Source organism: Legionella tucsonensis (assembly GCF_001468035.1).
GTDB lineage: Bacteria > Pseudomonadota > Gammaproteobacteria > Legionellales > Legionellaceae > Legionella > Legionella tucsonensis.
Map to the genome: position 1 here is coordinate 1,864,168 of NZ_LNZA01000001.1, position 17,943 is coordinate 1,882,110.

The window sequence follows — 17,943 nt, forward strand, 5'->3', positions numbered from 1 at the left end:
GCTCATAATGTAAAAAGTACCCATCAAAGTACCCATTAACGTTATGCTTAACAAATCAACACAACTTAACCCATTGATTTTACTATGCCGCTGAGAAGAATCGAACTCCCGACCTTTTGATTACGAAACTTTATCCAATCGATATCAAAGAATATAATTTAATTTCAAAAACATGGCAAATCCTTTATTTATAAGGAATATATTGCTATTAAACCCTTCAATAAGTATCATTTGATATTATATCAATACACAAGTTTTGGTACCAAAACTGGTACCAAAACCAGATGGAACTAATATGAGATTTACTGACACATACATTAAGAATTTAAAGCCAGATGCTACTTGGCTAGAAAAAATTGAAAGTTCAGGATTAGGGATTAGAGTAATGCCCAGTGGTAATAAATCCTGGTTTTATCGATTTAGTATGAATGGTAAAAGACAAAAAATAAGTTTAGGAAAATATCCAGGAATAAGTTTAAAGCAAGCTCGTGAACTTCATGCTCAAGCTCAAAGCCTAAAAGAACAGGGAATTAACCCAATTGATTATGCACAGCAAGAGAAGCTTAAAAAAGACAACACTCTTTCTAAATTAATTTTATCTTGGTATGAAAATTACGTAGTAAAGAATAGAAAACAACCCAGGCCAATCAAATATCAAATCGACTCAGAAATCATCCCCCTACTGGGCCATATGGAATTAGACAAAATACAAACCAAAGATATTACATCTGCACTTGATAAAGTAGTTCATCGTGGTGCACCAGTTCATGCTAATCGTATTCTCAGCACAATTAAACAAGTATTAAACTACGCTGTCAGTAGAGGATATCTACAACATAATCCTGCTATTAATATACGAACTCGAGACATAGGTGGTATAGAAAAACCTAGGGAGCGTGTTTTAAATACAGAAGAAATCAGAACTATTTGGAGGTTTCTCGAGTGCCCTCTATGTCAAATGTCTGAATCAGCTCGAATATCAATTAAAATTATCATACTAACCGGTGTACGAACCAGTGAAATTAGACTGGCCCAGTGGCACCAATTTAATTTTGAGCAATCTTTGTGGACCATACCACCCGAACACTCAAAAGGTGCAATAACTGTAAAAATTCATTTGAGTGAATTAACTAAAAAAATACTACTAAGGCATAAAGAAATGAGTAACTCACAATTTGTAATTCCAGGTATTACTCATGATACCCCCATGTCTAAAGATGCTCTACCCCGAGCAATTAATCGGATTCAAGATCGTGTGGGCATACCTGAATGGACAGCTCATGATTTACGGAGAACATTTGCGACACAATTGGGTGAGTCTCTTCAAGTGGATCCAATTGTTATAGAAAAGTGCTTAGGACACAAAATGCCACGCATCATGGCTACTTATAATAAAAATGAAATGCTTCAACAACGCAAAGAAGCTTTAGATGCTTGGGCAAAGCATCTACAAAAAATTATTTTATAATCATATTAAGTATGTTTAAAAGATAGTTTTTTCATCAAGATAGTTACATTTGAGCTCAAAGAGAAAGTATGTTTTTTTTATATCATAAACTCCATGCCAGCTGTGATCTTAGTTTGGATGGTGCTGGTCACTGCGCTTTCTCGTGAATGGATTTGATAAGGAAATCAGATTTTACTTTAGCTCATGAAGTTCCAATAACTGTAATTGAACCTTAGAAAGGGAAATAGCTTAGTAAAGTTTAAGAAATTAAAAGATGTTAAAAATCCAAAATTACGAATGAGATTTTCAGGATATAAAATTTTATATTTCAAGCATAGATACGTCTTCTAATTTCAAGATTTTCAGACAATATTAGGAAAAATTGGAGGAAGCGGCCCCCATTTTTCAAGAAAAATGACGAAAAACATTATGTTCCTAATTTAAATATTAATTTTTTACTACAAAATAATTAATCATTTTTTGAAGAAGTTACCCTTTTATCTTTAAATATTTAATAATCACTCTTTACAATTTCTTTACAATTTAGAAACGTTTACTAATATTATAAATAAGAGATATCAAAAAGGATAATTCAAGATATCAATGTTTAACTCAACGGACTTATTTTGAGGATTTTATTGATGAATGATTATCACAATATTAACTACCCAGTAAATTACCGAATATGGCTTTTAAAATTTATAGTCTATATAAGAGCATTTTATTATGAACATTATAACTATATAGATGTTGGCTCGATAGATGACAGGATTTTTGAGGTTATTTATCAGTTGTATCAACAAGTTTATATTTCCAACCATTCACATATTAACTTAGATTTAAAAGATATAAAGCTTCCAGTATGTACGTTAAGAATAATAAGAGAAGAAGACAAGGAGGCTTTATTAATTAAATGTACAGTTAGTACTAATATAAAAACTTTAAAGTTATATCGTTTTCCAAATTTAACTCCCTGTCCGAGATGTGAAGCATTTAAAAGAGTACTGGAAGAATATCTGGATAAATATAATAGTTAACATCCACAAAAAATATGATAATCCTTATTCAAAAATCTGCTTTGTAATAAGACCCCTTTACCTAGCTTTTGATATCAAGAGTAGTGGTTTAAGTGAGTATTCACCATATATTATGGGATTTGTAAGGCACAATTAAGTGAATATATAAAGGTTGCTCCTGTATTATTTAAATCTTTGGATCAAAAAATGTCACTTGTGGATCATAACTCTAATAACGTTTCTGGGATATACTGCATTTTATTTAATTGAATAATACTAACCATGTTTAAACCCTTAGTTTTTTGTATTGGATTACGTTACATTCGCGCTCAAAAAAAGAGTCGATTTGTTTCATTTATCTCATTAAGCTCAATGCTTGGCATTAGTTTGGGTGTGATGGTGCTCATAACGGTGCTTTCCGTTATGAATGGATTTGATGAGGAAATTCACACTCGTTATTTTACTTTAGCTCCTGAAGTTACAATAACAGGAATGAATGGAACAATAAAAAATTGGAAAAAAATAGCGGATAAGATACAAGATATTCCAGAGATTTATGCATCCTCTCCATATGTGAATGGAAAAGGACTTGTAACACATGAAGGGCAAGTAGCTCCTATTATGCTAGCTGGCATATCACCAAAAGAAGAGCAGTCTGTTTCTCTCTTAAAAAAACAAATATTACTAGGAAACTTAGATCAATTAAGTGATTTCGGTATTATTCTGGGCCGCGATATTGCCTCTCGATTAGGGGCAACCTTGGGAGACAAAATAACAGTTTTAATTCCAACTCGCGATATAAATTCTCCTACTTTTAAGCAGTTTAAAGTACAAGGAATATTCTCTGCTGGCTCAGGATTTGGTTTTGATGGACAGCTTGGTTTCATTAATATAAGAGATGCTCAAAAACTATTGAAGTTAGGTAATGATGTTAGTGGCATAAAAATAAAAATTAATAATGTATTTCAAGCACCGGAGATATCCGATGTTCTATCGAGAATTCTTGGGCCAGACTATCAAATAGGAAACTGGACTCAACAACTCACTGAGTTTTTTCAAGCAATAAAAATGCAGAAAAATATGATGTTTCTCATTTTATCGTTAATTATTATGGTAGCTGCATTTAATCTGGTTTCATCTCTGGTAATGATAGTTAATGATAAACAAGCAGAAATCGCCATTTTACGAACACTTGGCGCAACACCAGCGGAAATTTTATTAATTTTTATCGTACAAGGTATGATAATAGGAGTTATCGGTATATTATTAGGCTCGATATGCGGGTTAATTCTTGCTAAGAATATTACTAGCATTGTTAATAAACTACAGTCCTTGCTGGACTATCAATTTTTATCATCAAATATTTATTTTGTTGACTATTTACCTTCAAAAATTTTACTGGAAGATTTATTGATTGTTTGTTTATCGGCAATATTAATGAGCTTTATTGCAACAATTTACCCTGCATGGCGCGCTTCAAGAATGAGAATTTCTGAAACACTTCATTATGCTTAATAATTTTATAAAAGGATTTAAATGGCTGCACACTCCCTATCAGCGGTACTTAAATATAAAAATAATCATGTTATCCGTAGATATGAAAAAGATTATCCTCATAATAGATTAAGTGGGGATGCTGCTTTTATTGAATTGATGAAATTTTTCTGGCTTGCTCAGCAGCATAAAAATGCAAAAAAAATAAATCCTGACAATAAGGAATTAAAATTTATTTGCGCTATTTATCCAGAAATGAGTGAAATTGATGATATGTGGCATACGTTTCTTCTATTCACAAAAGACTACATGTCTTTCTGTAAAATCTATTTTGATGATTATGTTCATCATGTGCCAAATGTAGAAGAAGAGGCTATAAACGAAGCTCAATTTAAAGATGATCTCACTAAATACTTGTCTTTTATTTATGATGTATTAGGGGAAGAAGCAATTATTAATTGGTTTGAATAGACTCCACTTAGAGAGTCTATTTTAAAGGTGAATAAAAATTATTTGATTAAATATTTAATTAATTCAAATTAAGAAAAAAGTCCGCAAGGATGACACATTTGACATTTTTTAATATTTTCTTTTATTTTAAACATCTTTTTATCAACAATTTTTTTAATTAATAAAGTTTTTTTATTTTCCATATTTCCTTCCTATTTAAGTATTTAAAAAATTAGGCACTTGATAAAAGCACCTACGCTAGTTCATATATGTTTCTTAGTAGATATGAAAGTCCATCAAACTGAGGATTTTTCATAGTGATAACCGAATATTTTTATCAATCCAGTGAGAAATAGTTTCTTGATGCCAAGCTAAAGTAGTACCATTTAACTTAACTGGCTCAGGGAATTTTCCACTAGTCCACCACCGTCTCAATGTAAGCCGATTACGGCCAAGAAGTTTTTCCAGATCGGTGATAAATAAAATTTGTTTCGGTATTATATTTTCAAATTTTTCCATGCCTGACTCTCCAATTTAGGCTAAATGTCCTGAAAAGATTTAGTTTTCCATTTACTTTTTTGCTCCATATCAATAAATAACATGAATAATTTCAGTAAATTTAATTCAATATTATTGTCTTGAAGTAAGCGATTATGGTGATAAATCAATTGCAGGTGAGCAATTGGAGAGTTAGATAAATTTGCTAACCGATGCAGAGGATAATTTGTAGAATCCAACAAATACTGAATCATCCCTTTGTAGATTGCGACCTTTTGATCGAAAAACATGAAAAGTACTCCTGTAAAACATATGTAATGAATCCAACTCTTGCCAAATTAACATTCAGCATCATCTGGCGAAACCAATATTAATACGATATTAATTTTATTATCAATATGTTTAATAAAGAAATTTTTCTTAATATACAATATGATATTGAATGATATCGTTTTATATGATAATTTTTTTACGTCGATTATTTAGAAAGGACAATTTATGAGTAAGGGAATCTATCAATCGTTTGCCAATCGCTTGATTAACACCCTCAAAGATAGAGAACATACTGCCTCTCGCTCACCAAATGGTATCTGCATCAAAACCCTCGCTGAGTTTACTGGCGCATCTGAGCAGATCTGTCGCCGTTACATTAGAGGGGATGCATTGCCAGATTATGAAAAAGTGAAACAACTGGCTTTCCATCTTCAAGTAAACCCGGGTTGGTTGCTCTTTGGGGAGGAAGGACATTCTGCTCCCCAAAAAAATGAAGTCGATGAAACGCTACTTCATTACATCTTAAAGCAAAGCCATCATTTATACCCTGTTTCTCAGGGGAGTAATGACGATTACGCCGATTTTGTGTTAGGATTGATAAAAGAGGTGCGCTCAATTGACACTTCGGAAAATAATTTACTAAAAATCATTGACTTGGCCATTGGATCTATTTCTTCTTACGAAGAAAAACGAAAAAAGCATAGTCATGCTGTATAAGAAATTTGTAGATATGGATGTAACAGCTGTTGAAGTAAGGCTTCACCCTAAAGCCAAAGAATTTCTTTTTGAACATTTTGTCATCATGCGTAAAGTGTTCTCTGATGTACTAGGACAAGTAGAAACAGACTATGCTTCTATTGCCCTTATTAATCATGAAGGACAGATCTTTTTTATGTCCTCGAATCCATCTATAGAACAAAATTTAATTGAGAAAAGTCTGTGGCTTTTTGAAGGTTGCTTTCAGTTAAGCTTTATCAACCAAGATCAACCGAAATTATGGAGCGAACTTCTTCATATAGGCTGTATAGAAGCAATTAAAAAATATAAACAAATAGATCCAGGGCTGATTACGGGTATTTCCATTCCTACTGAATATGATTCTTATCGGGCAATCTTTTCATTTGGATTAAAACGGATCAATCCCTATATCCAGAATAAAAGCTCCATTCATTGCGAAAAACTGTTAGCCATGGGTAAGTTTGCATTAAGGCGAATTCAAGAGTATTTAACTTTCCCCGACCAACAACCCTACATAACAACTAAGCCCAAACTTAAATTAATCATCAACAATCAGGTGACCTATGAACACACTCCTGGATAAAAACGACCCTATTTTAAGACAAACCTCTGAGCCAATTGCAGAATCAGAATTTGGCAGCGACTGGTTAAAAGAATTGATTAAGACTATGTTCGACATTATGGCGGACAAAGGTGCTGTAGGAGTAGCTGCTCCTCAAATTGGTATAAGCAAACGCGTTATTGTATTTGGAACTAATTACACCAAACGGAGAAAGCCAGAATACCCAATTCCTGATACGGCCTTAATCAATCCTTCATTAAAGGTTCTCTCCAAGGAAATTCAAACTGGTTACGAGGGTTGCCTTAATTGCGGTGAATTAATGGGGGAAGTTCCAAGAGCCATGGATATTGAATATTCAGGCTTTGACATAGATGGAAATAAAATTACTAAAAAAGCATCTGGCTTGGAAGCCCGAATTCTTCAACATGAAATTGATCACCTGGATGGATTTTTATTTTTAGACCGAGTGGAAGATCAAGACTCAGTAACCACATTATCGGAACTGCAAAATAAAGGATAATTTGATGAAGCACCAAACCCGAATTATTATGGCAGGCACACTAGGCAATTTAATTGAATCCTTTGACATGGCTATTTGCGGCCTACTCTCGGTTTATATTGCTAAATACCTGATAGGTGATGCATCTAAGGGTTTGTTTCTTGTATTTCTGACTTTTTTTGCTGGATACCTAGCACGACCCATTGGGGCTATGATAATGGGATTGCTATCTGATATCTATGGTAGGAAAATTATTCTAGCAGGATCAATACTAGCGATGGGTGTATCAACTACTCTTATTGGCTTCATCCCTCCTCACAGTACTATAGGTATATTCTCGGTTATGGCTTTATTAGCACTAAGAGTAATCCAGAGCTTTTCTTGTGGAGCAGAATATCTGAACTCCTCAGCTTACTTGGTTGAAAATGCCGACGCAGCAAAAAAAGGCTACTCGGGCAGCTGGGCTTCCTTTGGCGCAATGTCAGGAATGCTAGTAGCGTCCTTGATTGCATTGATAGTTACTTACTTTTCTAAACATTATCCTGAGCAGGATTGGCTAATCTGGCGCGTGCCTTTTGTCCTTGCGTTATTGGGTTCATCCATAGGCTTATATATCCGTTTGTGTATTCCAGAGAGTATGGAATATATTATGTACTATGCAGACAGGCCCAAGCCTAAATTTAAGAGCTTGTTTTCAGAATCCATCAACTTTATCAAAAATAATAAAATTCAATCCTTATATGTATTTGTTTTAAGTTACTTGGGGGTAACTACTACTTTCCAGATTTATATTTATGGTCCAATGCAAGCGCATTTATATGGCCATTTTCAAGATCATGAAATTATTTTGTCGAATATTCTCTCTCTGATTGTTTTATTAGCAATATTTCCTTTAGTTGGGAAACTTTCTGATAAAGTGAATAGAGAAAAAATTGTGATTTTGGCTAGCATCGGTTTCCTTGTTCTTTCTCAACCATTTTTTTATGTTCTATCTCATCATGATATTTACAATCTCTTATTAGGCCAGGCATTAATTGCAATACCAGCTGGCGCATACTATGCAACTGTTCCAGTAATTTTATCCGAAATGTTCCCCATTAAATTGCGTTGCACAGTTTTGTCGATATTATACTCAACTGCAGCAAGTTTATCTGCTGGACTTGCTCCATTAATATCACTCATGTTGGTCGAGAAAACACAAGTGGCTTCATCGCCTTCAATGTTGATTTTCGTTTTAGTTGTAATAGTTTTTATTGCATTGACTCTGAAAGCAAAAGCAACTCAAAAGCAATCGGAATATCTCACAAAGATTCAATGGTAATATATCAATAAAAGTTGTTTACATAATTAAGTTCAATCTCTTCTTCACTTGAAAAGCCGGCGAATCTAAGAGTTTTCACTGTCAGTACTATAAAAAAATTTACCTTGGGGAAATTTAATATTTGGTATCCATAAAGGAATTCCAGCCCATCCCTTTCTTACATCTCCTGTAATCCGATATAATGTTAATACTACTTTATCTTGAAACCGCAGCCCCAACTTTCTATCATCCGGAGAAAGTAACGTACCGGTTTCTTTACCTATATTTCGCTCGCGTCTAACTATTAAAACAGCTTGCTTTTGTTCTTTTTTTTCTAATGAATCAATGCAATTAATAAAGTTTTCTGCAGGCCAATCGTTTTCAATTTCCGATTCAGTGTAAGATAGAAGCTGTTTGATGATCTCTATTTCTACAAATGTGTACTCAACTTGAGCATCAAAAGCAGCTGTAAGATCATCGATTATCTGCCTATTATTAGGTGTAGGATAACTAGGAAATAAATTTACTCCTCCTGCAATGACCTGAAGTTTTTTCTTATTTACAACGTTTAAGCGGGTTGGACTGACATTTTTAGGATAAATTAGTTGAATTCCTTCAATACCATATTCAACAATGTAATCAATAATAGCATTGTTAGCATTATTAAGATCTGTGAACAGCTTAAGCAAGCTAGCTGGTAGAAACATCCTAACCAAACCTGGATCTCGATCGTAACCAAACGCACGACAATGCTGCCAGAATGTATCTGCCTGTGGCTTTTTAGATTTTCTACAATAATAAGTAGTTTGAAGGTTGGGAAAAGTGTATCCCCTTCCTAAACAATTACCACCTACGACAATATTTATACCTACTTTGAAATCTGTTTCTCCTGCATTCTTAGAAGCAGAATTCATCGTAGTAATTTTTATTTTTTCATTTTCCAAAAATTCAGAAATTACTTCATAAGTTTCATCAAATGATAAAATATCTGGTTTAGTACTTTGTAAATCGATCCATGCTTCGTGCAATAATAATTGGAATGAATCGTCTTCATATGCACTATATAGAAACAAATTTAATGCTTGGCCAATACGTTCAGCAATTATTTCATGATCACTGATATTTACGCTCGGATGAATGAGAAAATTACAAGAACTTTTTTTTTCGACGGAAATTAAATGTGCTGCAGCAACTAAAAAAGAAGTAATAGCTTTAATCATTCCTTCAGGTAAATGCCTATCTTGTTCTCGTAAATCAGAAATCTCATCTTCATGAGTAATGCGTATTACATATGACGGAGGGATGCTATAAAAAAAATTTCCTCCTAAATACCCTTCCCCTGGTGGAAAATAATATACAAACTCTGGTTTATATTCACCTTCTTCTTGTAAAAAAAGTGATTGAGCAGTTGCTGTAACTTGCAAATAAAAACTACTATTAGCTATTTTTCTTATCTCTGAAATTCTCTTATTGATTGTGCTTTGATCATCTTTATTTATTTTAGTATTAAGACTAGCAGCATCACTTTCATCATCAATTATGAATACAGGACGGCCAACCAAAAAACGAGAGGAAATTAAATTATTTTTCCATGTTTCTAAAACCCGACCATTTTTCTTTAAAATGATCACTACAGGCTTTCTCATATTATTAGAAAAGAAACGCATATCATCTTGTTCATCACAAACACAAAACGTATCCAACAAACCAAGCGATCTTTCCAGAGTTTGTTTTTGAAGGCTAACGCTATCAGTCGTTAGAATAATAAACACCTCGAAATCATAATCTGCAGCAGCTGCTAATATCCCGAGCATATGGCCTGTTTTACCGCTTTGAACATTTCCTAGCAATAACCCAGATCGATGATTTCTGAAATCAAAATTTTCAATGTGTTCAGGTATTATTTTTTGGATGGTCTGATCTATTGATTTTACAATAAGTGGATTTGATGAGTGATGATTAACTAATTTTCTATAAGACTTATAATGTATCATAATTTGTCCACGCTGAAGTCCATGAACCAGAGGTTAGGATCTGCCGTAGCTTGCAAAGTAAAATTATGCCGACCATATTTATCTAATACTTCTTTGGTGACAGGTTTTCCTACTTTTAGTACGCCAAATTTTTCTAACCGCCCTTTCAGCCATTTTCCTAAGCAGGTTAATCCTCCCGAAGATTTAGTCGTTCTGAAATTTTTGTAGCCACTGCCATTAATTATACACTCAAACTCATAACCATCGTCAGTAAATACTCTAATCCGTCTATCCTTTTCATTTAAGGCAGGTTTTGGATAATGAGGTAAATCCACTATTCTACGCGGCACAATAAGTTCTACTTCATACCATGGTCTTGCTCTAATTATGCCATTTTTAGATTTTCTTCCTTTGCCAAAATGTGCATTGATATTACTTTTAGGTGCAACTTCATAAGTTGCAAGAGGGATATCAAATTTTATTGATTGGTTTATTGTTTCCTTTAATGCAGTTAATTGGAAATCTTCTAACTTAACAATACAATCTAAGGGTGTTAATAAGTCATTAGTTTCTCTAAATTCTAAAATTTCCACTTCAGAAAGGTCTAAGGAAGATTTCGTTGACAGTTCATTTATAAAATAATTAATTTCATCATTTATTTCTTGTTCAGAAACTAAAATATCCGTTTCATATTGTCTTATGGGATTATGTAATAAAATATTATTCAAATTTGATGAACCAATTATAGATGCAAAAGTAGTTGAGTCTTTTTCAAATGAGTATAGCTTTCCGTGAAACGGGAAACTGGTAACTAATTTAACTGTCCCGAGACGGTTTGAAGTGAGAAATTGGTGCATTTGCATTGCTGCAGCATATTGAGCATGAGTGAATTTATCAAAATAGTGCATACCAATAACTAAATTACAATATGGGCCACCATTTTGATAAATAGATTCAGCTATAAAATCTATTGCATTTTCAGATATATAACCTGTAGCTATATTCACTGCGGTTGATTGTAGTAATAAACTGTGGAACTGTGCGTTAAACTTATTATGCCCCATTTTTAAAGGGGGGAAATTAGACATTAAAAGCTTCATATATGTTCTACGCTCCAACTAAAATTCTATGATTCTGTTCATCGTATTTTAGGCGTTCTTTGATACTCATTTTTTTTAGTCTATCCCCAATAATATACAAATTTTCTTGATTATATTTCTTTTCAAACAATGGCTTTAAAGATTGGGCTAATAAATTAACCCCTCTAGGAGGAACAGCATTTCCAATTTGTCTTCGTACTTCGGTTATACTACCTTCAAAATAAAAATCGTCAGGAAAGGACTGAAGACGTGCCCGCTCTCTATTTGTTAGTGGCCTCGGTTCTGGAAAATGATATCCCCAAGTTCCGCCTCCACCTGCAGCAATAATTGTTTTTGCAGGTTCGTTTCGATGGATTCTGCGATATACATGGCTAATCATGCCTTTAACATATAAGGGATGATCTTTGGGAATATCAGTAAAATTTCCACCTTCAGGAATTAATTTTAACATTTCTATTGTTTTTGGCTGAGCATTCATATGTTCATTATTGAAAGTGGCTTTTTCCGCCCCTTTTAATGCTTCACCTGCAGTAAAATAAGGACGTTTTCCAGTACCATGTGTCGGCTCTGGATGTATAAAGTTAAATCCTGTATCTTTTCTAATTCCTACTATCAGCACTCGTTCTCTAAACTGAGGAACTCCATACTCAGCGAAATTATAAAGCTGTATTTTTACTAAGTATCCTGGGGAAATATCTTCAAAATCTTTAATGATTGTTTCTATTGCTTTGTTTTTGTTTGCACTTAACAGACCTTTTACATTTTCAGCCACAAATGCTTGAGGTTTTTTAGCATCAATAAAGCGTAGAAAACTTTTATATAAATTACCTCTTTCACCATTCAAACCTGGACGTTTCCATATCATAGAAAAGTCTTGACAAGGAAAACCACCTAAAATTATATCACAATCAGGGATGGTTCTATCGGTGTATGGGTCAATTTCTTCTATATCTCCACAGTGCATAACATCACCAAAATTATGAGTAAATGTCTTAGCTGCCCAAGGATTGAAATCATTAGCCCAAATCGTTTTATATCCCTCTTGATGAAAACCTAAATCTAACCCTCCGCAACCAGAAAAAAGAGACAATATTCTGGGAATTTTACAATCTAGGTTTTCTTTCATTTTAATTATTTCCTTGAATATTTTTTATTTCATTCAATAAGTTCAATAAAAATTGATTTTTTTTTATTTGACATTCCCAAATAATTAGAACTCTCCACCCTAGTTTAATAAGCTGTTCATTATGACATTTATCTCTTATCTTATTTTTCTCAATTTTATTCACCCAATATTCAATATTTGATTTTGGGATGTTAGAACGCTTACATGATGGATCTGCATGTCCATGCCAAAAACACCCATGAACGAATACTACCGTTTTATATTTAGTAAAAACTAAATCGGGCTTTCCTGGCAATAACTTACAATGCAATTTAAATCGTAATCCCTGCCTATGAAGAAATGATCTTACTAATTTTTCTGGTTTCGTATCTTTTGCTTTTATCAATCCCATTATATGGCTTCGTTTTTCTTGACTAAAACTGTCCATATATTTTCACCAAAGATAATTTAGCACATAATGTATATGTACACACAAAAACAACATCATCTAAATACCTAAACATACATCACAAACGTGTTGTTTTTTTATTATAGCCACTACCAAACTAAAATTTTACATGAAATGCAGAGCCATGGTAAAGAGATGTATTGAAAAAGCAACAGTTCTCCAAATTAAAGAAGTCAAACTCCACTTATAGAAAATAATCTAAATCTCATTTTTGACAATAATCCGGCTCTTTAACAAACCATTATTATCTTAGGATTAATAATTCTTTCTCCTCTTGTGTCATCTGTTAAGCATAATAGCCAAGAAGCAGCAACCTGTAGTTCTTTAGATAAAATCATTGCTTCCTTTGCCCCAGGACTCCTTGTTCCCTGCTCCCAATTCCCAATCCTAGCAGCACCTAACCCCGTCCTCTCAGCCAAAGCTTTAATCGTCAATCCATTTGCCTTTCTGGCTTGCGTAATCCTACTACCAATAATTTTTTTTATGTTCATTTAAGTTCATTTGCTATCAATCGAAAATACCCCATTGACACTAAAAAGCCTGTATTTACAATGGGTTATAAATAACACGTTTCGTGTAATTGATTGATACTAAATGAAATTATTTGATAGTGCAAGTGCTGTTTTTATCGGTTCTTTTGAAGGATGAAATAGAAAAATGGGATTTTTGTTTGTTAACACCGATGAATTATCAGCACTGATGGGATTACCTTATATTCAGCAATCAGCCTATTTACTTGGGATTCGCCCGTATATGGATCGTGAGACCTTTCTGGTAGGTGTTAAACGTAAAATCAGCTATCAACAGCTTTCTGAAGCTCTCTATGTTGAACCACACCAAGGCTATGAACATTCTGGTAGTCCAAGCCGTCAACAATTACGTCGTATCATTTACGCTCTTGAACGAGCTGGTCTTGTTGAGATTCAATCTATTGGCAAACAACTTATTTTAAAATGCCTGTTAGCTAATTCGGATTTGCCTGTCCAAAATAAACCCGACACAAACCCGACACATCAATCCAACACAAACCCGAACGATAAAAATAATGTTAAATCATTAGGTTACGATAAAAATTATCGAAAACCCAACACAGTGACAAACCCAAAACCCGACACACCTCATAACTCAGAAGATATGTATGTGTGTGTGCGCCAACAATTTCAAAAATTTTGGTCTCTTTATCCACAGAAGCAGGATGAAGCCAGGGCATATCAGGAGTTTTTTAAAATACGTCCTGATGACAATTTACTTTCTCAAATTCTTGATGCCCTGCAAGCTCAAATTCAAAACCGTCAAGAAATGGAACTCTCAGGTGAATGGGTGCCCAAATGGAAATTTCCCGCTAACTGGTTAGCCCAACAATGTTGGAACGATGCACTACTACCCTTACGTACTCAGGAGCAAACAAATGCAAGCAATCAAACAAGTTCTCGTAAAAAATCAGCAGCAGATATCCTCGCTGAATCCTGCAAAGACGCAAGCTTCAACTTCGACTTTGAAGACGATGCAATCCAAGAAGTCGCAAACAACGTCATCCAATTCGGGGCAACCACCTATAAGTGATAAACGAATTGATACTCTTTTTGCGCGCTTTAATGCCATATACGGTTACCTATGGCTTTCGGCATATAACAATCCAAAAGTCTTGGAAATTGCAAGACTTGAATGGTCAGATAGCCTCAAAGAATTTGATAATCAAGTTCTGAAATTTGCTTTGGAAAAAACTAAGAAAACAGAGCACTATCCCCCTTCCCTGCCACTTTTCTATGAATGTTGTTTGACGATCAAAAAAAACATTCAAGCTCGCCAAGAAGCATTAAAAAAGAAAACAGAAGTACATATACGCACCGATCCCAAAGTCGTCCAATTCCATATCAACCAAATGAAAGAAAGCCTCTTTAAAGAGGCTAAGGAGGAAAAATCATGCTGACGTTGATCCGTCGTATAGGCGAGGAAATTTACATTGATAAAGGCCGAATTAAAGTGCTTGTAATCTCTGAGAACGAAGGACGTATCAAACTTGGCATAGAAGCCCCGCGGCATGTAGATATTGAAAGAAAGGAAGTCTTTATTCGCAAAGCTGTAGAGCAACACGCCCTCGCTCAGGATCAAAGAAATAACAGCTCAAAACAATCAAGAGGCGAGCATGACTAGAAAAACGATACTATGTAGCCTTGTTTTATGTGTCTTGCACGTTCATGCAGCTGATATCACACAAGTAAGCCGCTACGCTACAGTCAACAATCAACCATTAGCTGCCCAAATTAATCCATTAAAAACGGTTCAACAAATTCATTTTCCTACTTCCATTCAAACCATAGGTGAAGCTGTTAATTACTGGCTACGTTATTCCGGTTATCACCTTGCCACCAAAGAAAAACAAAGCGAAAGCCTACAACAAGTATTTCAACAATCATTACCACAAGTCATTAGAAATCTTGGACCTTTAACGATCGAGCAAGGCCTCACTGTATTAGTCGGGCAACATCTATTTAATCTTAAACAAAACGATTTGTTAAGAGAGGTCAATTTTAGCCTGATTGCAAGGAGAGTAGGATGAGAAAGTATCTTGATTTTAAATGGGTTAGCCTACTTGCTTTAAATGTTTTATTGATTGTTTGTGTGTGCGTAAAAAAACAATCGGTTACAAATCATAATGAACTAAACACCTTTAGCAAACAACTAGTATCCATTCAAAACCAATTAAAACAGCCTGTAGTACAACCAGATTTATCGCCAATTACCCAAAATCTCAATCAATTAAACAGGTTCATTCAACAACTCCAAAATAAGGACGATCATCAATTAGGGGAGATGTTCACTACAGAGCAAGTTGCAATTAAAAAAAAACTGGAAGGCATTACTGATTTATTACGACATTTGGATGAGGCAAAACAACCTGTGAAAATGCTCCCGGCAAGCCAACTGCCTTTTAAGGTTTTGAGCATAGATAGTATTCAGGAGGTTCCTGTTGCTTCTATAGCCTACCACTACAAAACCCAAGCAATGGAAAAAGGAGATGCTTTAGCTGGCTGGACGGTCTTTGAAATAAACTATGCCAAGCAAACTATAGAATTCGAAAATACCGATAAAGCTCATGTACTGGTTCGCTTAAATCCACAAGAGGTGAACCATGGGTAAACTGTCTACTCTGACTATAGGACTTCTTCTAGGGCAGCAGGCCATAGCTGGTTTCTACATTCCTGGCATTGTCACTCCACCCATGCAACAGAATGATAATGCATTGGCTAGAGCTGGTCTGTCAGAATTTCATGATGAAATCATTGAACAAAAAGAATTTCAACTGAATGACGATCAAAGAGTAGAAGCCAAAAATTGGGGCTTGAGTGAAACAGAAGAAAAACGCTATCTGCAATTAATGCAAAGCAGAAGCGGCATGTACTACAAAGATCTGCATATGACACCCGTTGATATCCTAGGACTTAATGCCAGAGATGATAATGAGCGCGAGCATTTAGCAAAACTTGCAGCACGTCAGGAAGCCCAAAAAGTAGCGCAAAACATCGCTTGGAACAATGCCTTTTACAAAGCCTATAACGAACTGTTTAAAGATGTACCGGTAGTAGGTGATTTCGATCCATCTCCCTATTCACCCTATGCCCATCAACCTATTCAATTAAAAGCAGGTGAAACACTCTATTTCTTTATAAGACCTGATGATGCCGTCACTACCATTATACTGCAACTGATTGATGCCATTAATCGTATACCAAACACAAAGCTCAACTTGCTTTTTCTAAATATGGACACCAACGCCATTCAACTGTGGGCGAACAGACATCAAATCCCTATTCAAATGGTGACGAGCCAGCAAATCACGCTAAATCCTGGCAACCAACAGTTTGATGGCTTACCACTACCCCAGAAACAAACCCCATTATTGTTAGTCGCCGATGGAAAAGGCTCGCAAGTTGTCGATTTAGGGAGATTTTAATGATTAGGATTCTGCTCTTATTGTTGGTCACTTTGAATGTTCATAGTATGAACGCCATCCCCTTAACACTGTCACAAAGCGATGCGTCATTAAAATTAAATTTATCCAGTCCAATAGGCGTACCTGCCAAGAGTAAAGCAACTATTGGCAAAATTAATCGCAAGACATTGGATACCAATCTGTTAAATATGACTCTTTTTGTCATAGGTGCAGATAAAGCATCCATCCAATGGTTAGAACAACATCAAGAACAATTAAAATCCATACAAGCTACAGGACTCATCACCAATGTGAATGACTTTGAAACTATTGTAGCTCTGCAAGAAAAATTCAAATTACCATTATTACCCGTCAATGTTGATCCGCTGCTTGATTACATACACGAACAACATTACCCCTTAATTATTGCTGAGGGGGCTGTATGGCAGTAAAGCAATACTCCAGAAAACTGACCATGCAATTGACCATAGTGCTATTTTTAGGTTGGTTAGCAATAATCATTTGGGCGATAAGTCAATGGCTGCTGCATGGCTACCCCTATGCTTTTGAAAAAGTGAATGTCCTTGTAAACACCCAAAGAGAAGCCATTACCCCTGTATATCAAGGTTCACTTCTGGCATCCCTTCCTTTAAATGCTGAACCAAGGTGGTCATTAATAACCATACCCTACTTAAACAAATTGGCCGTTAATGATTTTTTCAAAGACTTAATTGAAAAATCACAACAATTCGTACAGCTGATTTTATTAAGTAGCCAATGTCTATTAATCAAACTCATTATTTTGTTTGCTGCCATACCATTATTTTCTCTCACCATGATTGCAGGTCTGGTTGATGGGCTAAATCAAAGAGCGATACGCACCGCTTGTTTAGGTCGTGAATCCTCTTATGTCTTCCACAGGCTTAATCATTATTTAAAAAGAGGGCTTGTGATTTTACTCATGCTCTGGCTTGCCCTACCTGTGAGCATCACCCCTGCTTATGTCTTTGTGCCTGTCAGTTTATTGATGGGTTTAATGATAGCCATGACGGCCAGTCGCTTTAAGAAGTACTTATAGGGAGAAA

General features: G+C 34.8%; 23 protein-coding genes. 16 read left to right on the forward strand and 7 right to left on the reverse strand.

All coding sequences use genetic code 11. The features are described from left to right. The first annotated feature begins 295 nt into the window (after positions 1-295). From Ltuc_RS08135 to Ltuc_RS08150, 4 genes are all read left to right on the forward strand, one after another. On the forward strand, positions 296-1,468 hold the full coding sequence (locus Ltuc_RS08135; RefSeq protein ID WP_058520776.1) for a tyrosine-type recombinase/integrase: 1,173 nt from the start codon (positions 296-298) through the stop codon (positions 1,466-1,468). A gap of 620 nt (positions 1,469-2,088) precedes the next feature. Beyond that, positions 2,089-2,484: a hypothetical protein gene (locus Ltuc_RS08140; protein ID WP_058520777.1), complete on the forward strand. Its 396-nt coding sequence runs from the start codon at positions 2,089-2,091 to the stop codon at positions 2,482-2,484. A 261-nt stretch (positions 2,485-2,745) separates the two neighbouring features. After that, positions 2,746-3,978, forward strand: coding sequence for a lipoprotein-releasing ABC transporter permease subunit (locus Ltuc_RS08145; RefSeq protein WP_058520778.1), 1,233 nt, complete (start codon positions 2,746-2,748; stop codon positions 3,976-3,978). 21 nt (positions 3,979-3,999) lie between these two features. After that, positions 4,000-4,428, forward strand: coding sequence for a glycine-rich domain-containing protein (locus Ltuc_RS08150; protein ID WP_058520779.1), 429 nt, complete (start codon positions 4,000-4,002; stop codon positions 4,426-4,428). 291 nt (positions 4,429-4,719) lie between these two features. On the opposite strand, the gene Ltuc_RS08155 is transcribed toward Ltuc_RS08150, so the two are convergent. Both Ltuc_RS08155 and Ltuc_RS08160 read right to left on the reverse strand, forming a co-directional pair. Beyond that, positions 4,720-4,926 carry a helix-turn-helix transcriptional regulator gene (locus Ltuc_RS08155; RefSeq protein ID WP_058520780.1) on the reverse strand — a complete coding sequence of 69 codons (207 nt, stop codon included), beginning with the start codon at positions 4,924-4,926 and terminating at the stop codon, positions 4,720-4,722. A gap of 20 nt (positions 4,927-4,946) precedes the next feature. Beyond that, a complete protein-coding gene (locus Ltuc_RS08160; RefSeq protein ID WP_058520781.1) occupies positions 4,947-5,195 on the reverse strand; it encodes a hypothetical protein in 249 nt (82 codons plus the stop codon). 208 nt (positions 5,196-5,403) lie between these two features. Here Ltuc_RS08160 and Ltuc_RS08165 point away from each other — a divergent pair, with 208 nt between their 5' ends. From Ltuc_RS08165 to Ltuc_RS08180, 4 genes are read left to right on the forward strand one after another with little or no spacing between them, the layout of a single operon-like run. Next, positions 5,404-5,895 carry a helix-turn-helix domain-containing protein gene (locus tag Ltuc_RS08165; protein ID WP_058520782.1) on the forward strand — a complete coding sequence of 164 codons (492 nt, stop codon included), beginning with the start codon at positions 5,404-5,406 and terminating at the stop codon, positions 5,893-5,895. Further along, positions 5,885-6,499: a flagellar biosynthesis protein FlgJ gene (locus Ltuc_RS08170; RefSeq protein ID WP_193786845.1), complete on the forward strand. Its 615-nt coding sequence runs from the start codon at positions 5,885-5,887 to the stop codon at positions 6,497-6,499. Before Ltuc_RS08165 ends, Ltuc_RS08170 begins: the two co-directional genes overlap by 11 nt. Continuing rightward, entirely contained in the window at positions 6,480-6,998 is a 519-nt protein-coding gene (gene def / locus Ltuc_RS08175; RefSeq protein WP_058520783.1) for a peptide deformylase, read from the forward strand. Before Ltuc_RS08170 ends, def begins: the two co-directional genes overlap by 20 nt. A 4-nt stretch (positions 6,999-7,002) precedes the next feature. After that, entirely contained in the window at positions 7,003-8,298 is a 1,296-nt protein-coding gene (locus tag Ltuc_RS08180; protein ID WP_058520784.1) for an MFS transporter, read from the forward strand. Positions 8,299-8,363: 65 nt separating this feature from the next. Here the strand turns inward: Ltuc_RS08180 and Ltuc_RS08185 are convergent, their stop codons facing one another. From Ltuc_RS08185 to Ltuc_RS08205, 5 genes are all read right to left on the reverse strand, one after another. Next, positions 8,364-10,271: a Z1 domain-containing protein gene (locus Ltuc_RS08185; RefSeq protein ID WP_058520785.1), complete on the reverse strand. Its 1,908-nt coding sequence runs from the start codon at positions 10,269-10,271 to the stop codon at positions 8,364-8,366. Beyond that, a complete protein-coding gene (locus Ltuc_RS08190; protein ID WP_058520786.1) occupies positions 10,268-11,350 on the reverse strand; it encodes a restriction endonuclease PLD domain-containing protein in 1,083 nt (360 codons plus the stop codon). The genes Ltuc_RS08185 and Ltuc_RS08190 overlap by 4 nt, the downstream gene beginning before the upstream one ends. A 7-nt stretch (positions 11,351-11,357) precedes the next feature. Next, the gene (locus tag Ltuc_RS08195; protein ID WP_058520787.1) at positions 11,358-12,476 is read right to left on the reverse strand and encodes a DNA cytosine methyltransferase; all 1,119 of its coding nucleotides are present in this window, start codon (positions 12,474-12,476) and stop codon (positions 11,358-11,360) included. A 1-nt stretch (position 12,477) separates the two neighbouring features. After that, the gene (locus tag Ltuc_RS08200; protein WP_058520788.1) at positions 12,478-12,903 is read right to left on the reverse strand and encodes a very short patch repair endonuclease; all 426 of its coding nucleotides are present in this window, start codon (positions 12,901-12,903) and stop codon (positions 12,478-12,480) included. A 251-nt stretch (positions 12,904-13,154) separates the two neighbouring features. Beyond that, positions 13,155-13,415 (reverse strand): helix-turn-helix domain-containing protein, encoded by a 261-nt coding sequence (locus Ltuc_RS08205; protein WP_058520789.1) that lies wholly within the window; start codon positions 13,413-13,415, stop codon positions 13,155-13,157. Between the two features lie 166 nt (positions 13,416-13,581). Between Ltuc_RS08205 and Ltuc_RS08210 the strand changes: the two genes are divergently transcribed. The 8 genes from Ltuc_RS08210 to Ltuc_RS08245 are packed head-to-tail and all read left to right on the forward strand — an operon-like array spanning position 13,582 to position 17,936. Continuing rightward, entirely contained in the window at positions 13,582-14,487 is a 906-nt protein-coding gene (locus Ltuc_RS08210) for a hypothetical protein (RefSeq protein WP_058520790.1), read from the forward strand. After that, positions 14,429-14,854 carry a hypothetical protein gene (locus Ltuc_RS08215; RefSeq protein WP_238584091.1) on the forward strand — a complete coding sequence of 142 codons (426 nt, stop codon included), beginning with the start codon at positions 14,429-14,431 and terminating at the stop codon, positions 14,852-14,854. The genes Ltuc_RS08210 and Ltuc_RS08215 overlap by 59 nt, the downstream gene beginning before the upstream one ends. Further along, complete coding sequence (locus tag Ltuc_RS08220; protein WP_058520791.1) at positions 14,848-15,078, forward strand: carbon storage regulator; 231 nt, start codon at positions 14,848-14,850, stop codon at positions 15,076-15,078. The genes Ltuc_RS08215 and Ltuc_RS08220 overlap by 7 nt, the downstream gene beginning before the upstream one ends. After that, positions 15,071-15,484: a PFGI-1 class ICE element type IV pilus protein PilL2 gene (gene pilL2 / locus Ltuc_RS08225; protein ID WP_058520792.1), complete on the forward strand. Its 414-nt coding sequence runs from the start codon at positions 15,071-15,073 to the stop codon at positions 15,482-15,484. Before Ltuc_RS08220 ends, pilL2 begins: the two co-directional genes overlap by 8 nt. Beyond that, positions 15,481-16,065, forward strand: coding sequence for a hypothetical protein (locus Ltuc_RS08230; protein WP_058520793.1), 585 nt, complete (start codon positions 15,481-15,483; stop codon positions 16,063-16,065). The genes pilL2 and Ltuc_RS08230 overlap by 4 nt, the downstream gene beginning before the upstream one ends. Further along, positions 16,058-16,879 carry a TIGR03759 family integrating conjugative element protein gene (locus tag Ltuc_RS08235; protein ID WP_058520794.1) on the forward strand — a complete coding sequence of 274 codons (822 nt, stop codon included), beginning with the start codon at positions 16,058-16,060 and terminating at the stop codon, positions 16,877-16,879. The genes Ltuc_RS08230 and Ltuc_RS08235 overlap by 8 nt, the downstream gene beginning before the upstream one ends. Continuing rightward, complete coding sequence (locus Ltuc_RS08240) at positions 16,879-17,310, forward strand: integrating conjugative element protein (protein WP_058520795.1); 432 nt, start codon at positions 16,879-16,881, stop codon at positions 17,308-17,310. Before Ltuc_RS08235 ends, Ltuc_RS08240 begins: the two co-directional genes overlap by 1 nt. Beyond that, positions 17,301-17,936 carry a TIGR03747 family integrating conjugative element membrane protein gene (locus Ltuc_RS08245; RefSeq protein ID WP_058520796.1) on the forward strand — a complete coding sequence of 212 codons (636 nt, stop codon included), beginning with the start codon at positions 17,301-17,303 and terminating at the stop codon, positions 17,934-17,936. The genes Ltuc_RS08240 and Ltuc_RS08245 overlap by 10 nt, the downstream gene beginning before the upstream one ends. Positions 17,937-17,943 lie beyond the last annotated feature (7 nt).